We start from the raw sequence: 8,298 nt of genomic DNA, 5'->3' as shown, positions 1-8,298 counted from the left end.
TCTTCCAAATGCTCGGCCAGATACGTACAGGTGCAATTCTTCGGCGTGCTCACCAAATATTCGACGTACTGCTTCTTGGTAATCATATCCCTAAAATGATACTTGTGGTCCTCAAGCGTAAGTCCTGTAGCGATTGGAATCAGGCAGGCTGAGAATCCGAGACACAGCAGTTCAATCATATCGGCTCCCTCTCCACCATTGAGCCACAATCGCAAGAGCGTAGGAACTGCGAGTGAAAGAAAAAAGAGAAAAAAGAGTGCCCGAATGGTGGCGAGAACGGCGATCGAGAGAATCGATGCACCACCAAGCAATATCAGAAGAAGGACCTGGTGAGAAAACGAAGCGCTCGGAAACAGGAAAAATCCAGCCATGCCCCAACCAAGGCCACTGAACCCTACCGTGACGAACAGCGCTTTTCGCCACCACGCAATGTCTTCAGATGCATGGGGGCGTCTCCGTCGATAACGCTGGGAGAAAATCCACCGAATTGCGATGATTCCGCTCATGCAGACCAACCAGAGAATCAAGTGGGAGCGAGGGACCACAGGCCAAAGCAGAATTGTAAAGAGAACAGCGCCAATCGACATGACAACATGGGCTGCAGGTGACGCTTGGGTGTAGATCAGGTGAACTTTTTCTGCCTCTAATCGCTTGGCTAGTGCTTCATCATCAGTGGGTAGAACGGTGGGAGAGGAAAGGAACACCGATAGGGGTTGGAATGACTGAGGATTACTTCCTTCACTCGGGACAGTATCGTACGAAGATGGAATAACCGACATGGGACGAAGAAACTCTCCTTACGTCCTTCATCCTAACAAAACAGAGCCTGCGAAGAAACTTGATGCGGGAACGGCCTACTAGAGAAGAGCGCAAGACCTTCTACGTTGCGCTCTCACCGATCAGCGTATGGGCAGTTGCCGACGTCACGCGTACAGGCGCGATACTCCCTGGTTGTTGGCCGTTGCCAGGAAAGACAACCGTTTTGAATTGGCCGTTCTTGCCTGCAAGCCACCCTTTGGGGCGTTTGGCTGGACCCTCGACTAAGACCTCCACAATCTGACCAATTGCTTGCTGATTGACCTGTGCTGAGATGCGTTCCTGCAGTGCGATGATGGCTTGGAGCCGCCGCCCCTTTTCCTGTTCCGATACGGTTTCTTGCCACTTATGGGCCTTGGTCCCTTCACGAGCAGAGTACTTAAACATAAAGGCCGAATCGTAGCGAATTGCGGCCATAGCTTCACATGTGGCGTGAAAGTCTGCTTCTTCTTCGCCAGGAAACCCAACGATAATATCGGTTGACAGGGCAAGCCCAGGAATAGCTGAACGCAAACGATCTACGAGATTTACGTAGTGTTCGATCGTATAGCCGCGTTCCATACGCTCTAATACTTGGTTAGAGGCCGATTGCAGCGGCAAATGGAGATAGGGCGCAACCTTTGGGTCCGTCGCCATAGCTTCGATGACACGGTCGCCCATGTCTGAGGGGTGAGGTGAGGTAAAGCGAATGCGTTCAATACCATCGATCTCGGCGGTTCGGCGTAAAAGGTCGGCGAAGTCATGTTCGCCGTCGCGATAGGCGTTTACCGTTTGTCCGAGATACACGACTTCTTTATAGCCTTGGTCAACCAGCACGCGGACTTGGTCGAGCAAGGCGACAAGCGGCACACTACGTTCGCGGCCACGAACGTATGGGACGATACAAAAGGTGCAAAACTTGTCACAGCCGCGCATGATCGTGACCCACGCACGAATGCCTTCGCCTCGGACCGGCGTAATGTCCGCATAGGTCTCGTCGCGGTCAAGACGCACGGACACTAACGGCTCATCTTTGTCATCTTGCGTGAGGAGGGCAGGCAGAGTGCGATACGCGTCCGGACCAAGAACGAGATCAAGATATGGTGCTTTATCGAGCAAACGATCACGATGATGTTGAGCCATACATCCTGTGAGTCCCAGGCGTACGCCGGGGTGACGGGCTTTATGGTGGACGAGTTCACTCAAGCGACGTAAGACCCGTTCCTCGGCATGTTCACGAATCGCGCACGTATTCAGCAGAATCACATCCGCACGATCCACTGTCTTCGTCGGCTCATAGCCGTGGGGTTTGAGCAGACCGATAAGCAGCTCAGTATCGGCGATGTTCATCTGGCAACCGTACGTTTCAATATAGACTTTGCGCGTATTCATAAGGATTTCACTGGGTTTCGTTGTAACCGCTCCGGTTTGCCAAGGCAATGGCTGCGTTGACATGGAGGCTGCTACCTCTTAGCTATGAGTATACGAACCTAGTACTTCGTCGCAGTGAATTTATAGAAGGAAGAACCCCAGGTTGCTGCTTGAAGCTCCTGGCTGCCCGCTCTCCTCAAGGACCGGGGATAGGCTGCGCAGGCATGACGGAATCGGCCCCTTCAGAATCCATACGACGGCCTACTAGGGAAAAGGACGCATTCTAAGGAAGGAGACTCCTACGGTGGCAACCAAGCCTAGCTTTGAGCAGCTTGAAGCATCATTGTTATTCTGCCCTCAGTGTCGGCAGGCGATGCCGGTGCGTAAAAAGCTGCTCTTGATTCTCATGGAAGGAAATAAGTTCGAGTATGTGTGCACGAAATGTGGATCAACCTGTGGCGAGAAAGTTGAAGCTGACGAAAAGAAGCCACGCCTATTGATGTGATGGTGATTATGAGCTCTGCACAACGTGTTGTTTCTTTGCTCCCCAGCGGTACGGAAATTCTCTGCGCTCTTGGCCTACGAGACCGCCTGGTCGGTGTGTCGCACGAGTGTGATTATCCTACTGATGTCGCTGGCTTACCGGTGCTGACCGAGCCAAAACTCAATCCTCACGCGACAAGTGGGGATATTGAGTCGCGTATGCGTGAACTCGTGCAGGAAGGATTGGCGATTTATCGGATCAAGACGGACGTGCTGCACTCGCTGCAACCTGATCTGATTATTACGCAAGATCAATGTGAAGTGTGTGCCGTACCCCTTCGTGAAGTCGAAGAAGCCGTACGATGCGTACTTTCATCGGCAGTGCAAGTCACTTCGCTGAAACCGCAACAGTTACGCGACATCTGGGAGGATATTCGCCAAGTTGCGAGTGCCACTGGCAGAGAAGATGCCGGCGAAGAACTCCTGAAAAGCCTGAAACGACGCTTATGGAAGCTGGAACAGAAGATTCGTCATCTGCCACGCCCACGTGTCGCCTGCATCGAATGGCTTGATCCCCTCATTGCTGCAGGGAATTGGGTTCCCGAGCTTATCAACATCGCTGGTGGCAAATATGAACTGGCCGAAGTCGGTGAGCATAGCGCGAAACTCACGTGGGAACGCATGGTGGAGTACCAACCCGATGTGATTGTCTTGATGCCGTGTGGTTTCAAAATTTCTCAGACTCAAGTTGAACTGCCGACCTTCACCGCTCAGCCACAATGGCAGGCGCTTCCCGCTGTACAACAGAACAAAGTGTTCGTTGTTGATGGCAACGCGTATTTGAACCGTTCTGGGCCGCGGATTGTCGACAGTGCAGAAATTTTAGCAGAAATTCTTCACCCCGAGGAATGCGCCGGCTTGGCACCGGTGGGTGCATATATACAGGTGTAGAGAGAACATACCCTAATGACTGGAGGTTGTAGGGACGACCGGCTGGTCGTCCCTCTTTTTTCATCGGCACAATAGCTACGGAGTCAACGCTAACTTGCCGAACACCCGCCCAGCGACAAGATCCGCCAATGCCGTTTGCGCTTCTGCCAATGGATAGGTCTTACTGACTACAGCTTTGAGTTTGCCTGCTGTAAACATCGGAGTCAGCGCATTCGCCATTTCTGCAATATAGGGCCCGGCATTCACCAGGCTCATTCCAAGAATATTCACGTCCTTCATCAATGAATGCATGATGGCGAACTGCCCCTCTGGTCCTTTGGCGGTGCCAGTTCCGATGATGATGATCCGACTATCCTTCGCGGCGATTACCAAGTCTTTCGCTAAATTGTCCGACGCGACATTCTCAAGGATAACCTCGACGCCTTTACCATCTGTGAGTTTTTGCACTTCAGCGGCAAAATCTTGGGTTTTGTAATTGATTGCGACATCGGCACCCAGTTCTTTCGTACGCGCGGCTTTATCGGCAGAACCAACGGTGGTAATCACTCGCGCACCAGCAAGTTTAGCTAGTTGAATAGCCGCTACTCCCACCCCACCGCCACCAGCCGAAATTAGTACCGTTTCCCCCGCTTTCAGTGCGGCTTTGTGGTGCAGTGCGCGATACGCGGTATAGAAAGGAATCGGAATCGCCGCACCTTCGGGAAACGACAGATTCGCTGGCAGTGGAAACGTTTCGCTTGCTGCCAGGCAGGTCTTCTCAGCATAACCACCTGTGAGGGCACGACCGAAGACACGATCGCCTTTCTTTAGGTGGGTGACTCCTGCGCCTATGGCTTCCACTTCACCACACACATCGGTGCCGGGGATGTACGGCAGGGGCAGATTGCCAAGACGACCAGAGAGACGAACCAAGTCTGCAGGGTTAATGCCTGCAGCACGAACTCGAATCATGGCCTGGCCTGTCTGCGGTTGTGGTTCGGGCGCATCTTCAAGTCGTAACTGTTCAGGTCCACCAAACTGCTGCGCGCGCATCGCTTTCATAGCGTTTCCTCCTTTTGGTATTTCGTCGCGTTTCTTTCCTCCTCCCAAACGCGTGGGAATGCAAGAGGGAAACCTCTGTTTTCGTGCGCACAGCGCATGCTACGCCCCTGGTACTCACATCTGTTTTCTCTGCTATCGGCTATGCTACAGCGCGCTTATGAATACTGCACGACGTCAGGCGACTTACGAAGACTTGCTCAAGGTTCCTGACATCCTCGTTGCTGAGATCTTGGACGGGGAGTTGTTCACCTCCCCACGCCCTGCATTCCCTCATGCACAGGCCCCGTCTGCCCTTCGGGGAGCACTTGATCCTTTCGATCGAAGGATTGGGGGTCCTGGAAGCCCTGGCGGTTGGTGGATTCTCTTTGAGCCAGAATTACACCTCGGGCCAGATGTTCTCGTTCCTGATCTTGCTGGCTGGCGGCGAGAGCAGGTGCCGGTTCTCCCAAATGTTGCTTATTTCGATGTTGCACCCGACTGGGTTTGTGAAATTGTTTCGCCGTCGACTGCGCGTGTCGATAGAGTGCGTAAAGTCCCAGCCTATGCACGTGCAGGAGTGAGTCACTTGTGGTTAATTGATCCTCTTCAACAAGTTCTGGAAGTGTTCCGGTTGGAGGACCGGCGCTGGGTCTTAATGAGTACACATGGTAGTACAGAAACAGTGCGTGTTGAACCATTCGATGCGCTCGAACTAGACATGAGCCGTTGGTGGTTGGAGTCCGAGTCGGAGCAGCGATAAACAATTTTGCAATCTGTTTTCCGCAGTATGTGTTTATCACCTCGGCGCCACCCGCACGCTGTAGCCAAAGCGCGGAAAGTGTGTAGTGACGAGGCCGGTGCGTTCATCGCTGTGCTGCAACGCGACCCGATGCGTGTCGATCGAAACCAATTGACCGACACTCGGATTGTCGCGCCCATAATCAAGTGGAGTGATAGTAATCACTTCCCCAAGCGCTGGATCTCCCTCTAAAACCTCGCTTGGTCGCGGTGGCTCTGGCTCGGCAGCAGCAGCAACGGCGAGCGCCTCCTGTGCTGTCATCGGGGTAGACGTTCCATGCCCCCGCGCAGCAATACGATCCATCCAGGCTCGGACATGTGGTGCAATCCACGGAACGCGCTGATACGCCAGTTGATCCATCACCCACAGTGGATGGTAGACCACGCAATCAGCCAGTGACATTTTCTCACCCCATACGTATGGTCGCCCATCGCGGAGTACGTCACTGATCCACTCAAGCTGCGGACGTAATTGCGCGAGATTTTTGTGCGCAGCCCCACGACGATGCGCAAGACCAGGTTCAGGTTTATGGAGGAGAGCTGCACGATCGGCAAGAAACTCTGGCGTAAAGCGAGGCGCTTCGGGGTTCACACACGACGTGTAGTTGATGCTGTTCCGCGTAAAAATCGAGTCAGCCCAGTATTCTAAAGTCATGATCGAGATTCGCTGCAGGGCGACATCCGGACCTGGATACACGGACGGCTCAGGAAAACGACGTTCCAGTTCTTCAATTATCCGCTTGGAGTCACAGAACACATCGGCGCCAATCTGGAGTGACGGTGCCCGGCGATAACCACCCGTGAGGGGCATGTAATCCGGCTTCGGTAAGACTGGCGAGATTTCTACTGATCGCCAGGTTAATTCCTTGAGGCCCAGAACGAGACGAACTTTTTCGGAATAACTGGAGAAATCGTAGTGATGGAGAATCAGTGCCGTTGCCATGTCTGCTCCTCTGTAAACTGCCGAGTTTATTGCTGGCATGTACGCTCTTAGCAGGTCAACCGTCATGAAGCGACGTGCGGTGGACGAGTAGGCTGGAACAAGCGGACCGTTTCCGACGGAGAGCGGCTTCCTTTACTCACCAGGAGCAAGTGCAGTAAGATTCGTCCGGTTGGTTGTAGTAAGAGTTGCATCTCGCAGCGGTAAATTTCTGACACGATTCTCACACGACGGGAGGGGGTTGGCATGGCGCTCAATTTAGAAGACATCGAACTGATCAAACAACTCAAGGCTCGCTACTTTCGCCTTATGGATCAAAAACAATGGCATGCGTGGAACTCGGTGTTCACTGATGATGTCACGGCCGTTTACCAAGGCGTGCCAGGCGTGGACGCGGGAACTGGACTGACAGAACTGCGCTGTACTGGACGAACGGAAGTTGTTGGAAAAGTGAGTGGCTTTCTGTCGCGAGGGGTTTCAATCCATCATGGTCATATGCCAGAGATCGAACTGACCAGTGCAACCACAGCACGAGGTATCTGGCCAATGATGGACTATCTCTACTTGCCAGAGTTCACCTTCAAGGGATACGGCCACTATGACGAAGATTACGTCAAGGAAAATGGACAGTGGAAGATTAAGCGGATCTTGTTGACACGCTTGCATTGTGATCTGGAGTGGAAAAAGTAAATCAATAAACAGAGGTTGGCGTCTTGGATGTGTCACCATGAGTGGAACGAAGGGTCTCTCCGAGAGATTCTTCGCTCTGCTCGAATGACACACGCGGGGGATCAAGGTGTAATACGTACGAATGTTTGTGGTCCAATTGAGATAAAGGAGGAACGACCATGGAACGAAAAACAGTAAATTTTTATAGCGAGGGGACCAAACTCGAAGGTGATCTCTTCTTCCCTGACGGTTACAATACAAGTGACCAACGCCCGGGAATCGTCTTGTGTCACGGGTTCACCGGCTTACGCGGTGGCATCTTACCGGATTATGCTAAGGTCTTCGCTGCTGCAGGTTTTGTTGCGCTCACTTTCGACTACCGCGGCTTTGGTGGGAGCCAGGGCACCAAGTGGCGTTTGATCCCGCTGGAACAGATCGACGATATACGCAACGCGATTACCTTCTTGCAAGGAACCCAGGGAGTCGATCCTGAACGGATCGGTGTGTGGGGAACCAGCTTTGGCGGTGGGCATGCTCCCTATGTGGCGGGGATCGATCTGCGAGTGAAAGCTGCGGTAGGTCAGGTAGGGTTCGGAGACGGTGAACGTCTGATTATGGATTCACGTGGCTATGCTACCCGGCAGAAGTTGCAGCAGAGGATCAACGAAGACAAACATCAACGGGTGCGTGAAGGCGTCGGTGACACCTCCGATGCAATTGCGATCCTGAATGCAGAACAAACTCGCGCATTCTTGGAACCGTTGCTCAAAGAGTACCCTGCTATGAAATGTGATTTATCATGGGAAACGGTGGAGAAGACACTGGAGTACAAGCCGATCAACGTCGTCGATAAGATCTCGCCACGACCATTGCTACTTATCGGTGCACGTGACGACGACACCTGTCCGATTGAAGGCTATCGCAAACTCTACGAACACGCTGGAGAGCCGAAGAAACTCGTTGAGCTGCCTATCACACACTATGAGATTTATGCTGGCAAGTGGCTCGATGAATCGTCGCGTCTAGCGTGTGAGTGGTTCACACGGTTTTTGCTGTAAGAGCGTTCAGAGGGGCGCTGCCTGGCCTGGTGCAAAGACGCCTCACGCTGCCTGTTGAAAGTGGACCTGCTTTTCTTCCGCTAGCGTGAGCTGGCGGAAGGCCTGTTGGCGTTGGGCCTGGAGCGACGGCCCCAGGTGCTGCTGGCACCACTGCCGGACTTGTGTGGTAGAAACCGTCGCCAGTGCGTCTCGAATCACTTCGGGTGTAGTGGA

General features: G+C 53.1%; 9 protein-coding genes. 5 read left to right on the top strand and 4 right to left on the bottom strand.

The annotated features are described in order from the left end of the window. Positions 1 to 779 (bottom strand): hypothetical protein (locus tag FJ147_25475; protein ID MBM4259238.1); only part of this gene is annotated, 779 nt, incomplete at its 3' end. A 100-nt stretch (positions 780 to 879) separates the two neighbouring features. Continuing rightward, positions 880 to 2,250, bottom strand: a complete 1,371-nt coding sequence (gene miaB, locus FJ147_25470) for a tRNA (N6-isopentenyl adenosine(37)-C2)-methylthiotransferase MiaB (protein ID MBM4259237.1) — start codon at positions 2,248 to 2,250, stop codon at positions 880 to 882. Positions 2,251 to 2,446: 196 nt separating this feature from the next. On the opposite strand from miaB, the gene FJ147_25465 reads away from it, so the two are divergent. Together FJ147_25465 and FJ147_25460 are read left to right on the top strand one after the other, a co-directional pair. Further along, positions 2,447 to 2,671 carry a cytoplasmic protein gene (locus FJ147_25465; GenBank protein MBM4259236.1) on the top strand — a complete coding sequence of 75 codons (225 nt, stop codon included), beginning with the start codon at positions 2,447 to 2,449 and terminating at the stop codon, positions 2,669 to 2,671. Positions 2,672 to 2,676: 5 nt separating this feature from the next. Next, on the top strand, positions 2,677 to 3,600 hold the full coding sequence (locus tag FJ147_25460) for a cobalamin-binding protein (protein ID MBM4259235.1): 924 nt from the start codon (positions 2,677 to 2,679) through the stop codon (positions 3,598 to 3,600). A gap of 75 nt (positions 3,601 to 3,675) precedes the next feature. Here the strand turns inward: FJ147_25460 and FJ147_25455 are convergent, their stop codons facing one another. Further along, positions 3,676 to 4,641, bottom strand: a complete 966-nt coding sequence (locus FJ147_25455) for a zinc-binding dehydrogenase (protein ID MBM4259234.1) — start codon at positions 4,639 to 4,641, stop codon at positions 3,676 to 3,678. A 157-nt stretch (positions 4,642 to 4,798) separates the two neighbouring features. Here FJ147_25455 and FJ147_25450 point away from each other — a divergent pair, with 157 nt between their 5' ends. Beyond that, positions 4,799 to 5,380: a Uma2 family endonuclease gene (locus tag FJ147_25450; protein ID MBM4259233.1), complete on the top strand. Its 582-nt coding sequence runs from the start codon at positions 4,799 to 4,801 to the stop codon at positions 5,378 to 5,380. A 36-nt stretch (positions 5,381 to 5,416) separates the two neighbouring features. Here the strand turns inward: FJ147_25450 and FJ147_25445 are convergent, their stop codons facing one another. Further along, positions 5,417 to 6,427, bottom strand: coding sequence for a glutathione S-transferase family protein (locus FJ147_25445; protein MBM4259232.1), 1,011 nt, complete (start codon positions 6,425 to 6,427; stop codon positions 5,417 to 5,419). Between the two features lie 177 nt (positions 6,428 to 6,604). Here FJ147_25445 and FJ147_25440 point away from each other — a divergent pair, with 177 nt between their 5' ends. Next, on the top strand, positions 6,605 to 7,048 hold the full coding sequence (locus FJ147_25440; GenBank protein MBM4259231.1) for a nuclear transport factor 2 family protein: 444 nt from the start codon (positions 6,605 to 6,607) through the stop codon (positions 7,046 to 7,048). 158 nt (positions 7,049 to 7,206) lie between these two features. Beyond that, positions 7,207 to 8,085, top strand: coding sequence for an alpha/beta fold hydrolase (locus FJ147_25435; GenBank protein ID MBM4259230.1), 879 nt, complete (start codon positions 7,207 to 7,209; stop codon positions 8,083 to 8,085). Positions 8,086 to 8,298: the final 213 nt, after the last annotated feature.

This window comes from Deltaproteobacteria bacterium (genome assembly GCA_016874775.1).
In the GTDB taxonomy this organism is placed as follows: domain Bacteria; phylum Desulfobacterota; class Binatia; order Bin18; family Bin18; genus VGTJ01.
Note: the sequence above shows the minus strand (reverse complement) of the source record. Positions and strands in the feature narration are given on the sequence as shown.

What these genes read in the sequence shown, in the direction of transcription:
- miaB (MBM4259237.1), bottom strand. Translation starts at nt 2,250, where the DNA reads ATGTCAACGCAGCCATTGCCTTGGCAAACCGGAGCGGTTACAACGAAA.
- FJ147_25455 (MBM4259234.1), bottom strand. Translation starts at nt 4,641, where the DNA reads ATGAAAGCGATGCGCGCGCAGCAGTTTGGTGGACCTGAACAGTTACGA.
- FJ147_25450 (MBM4259233.1), top strand. Translation starts at nt 4,799, where the DNA reads ATGAATACTGCACGACGTCAGGCGACTTACGAAGACTTGCTCAAGGTT.
- FJ147_25445 (MBM4259232.1), bottom strand. Translation starts at nt 6,427, where the DNA reads ATGACGGTTGACCTGCTAAGAGCGTACATGCCAGCAATAAACTCGGCA.
- FJ147_25440 (MBM4259231.1), top strand. Translation starts at nt 6,605, where the DNA reads ATGGCGCTCAATTTAGAAGACATCGAACTGATCAAACAACTCAAGGCT.
- FJ147_25435 (MBM4259230.1), top strand. Translation starts at nt 7,207, where the DNA reads ATGGAACGAAAAACAGTAAATTTTTATAGCGAGGGGACCAAACTCGAA.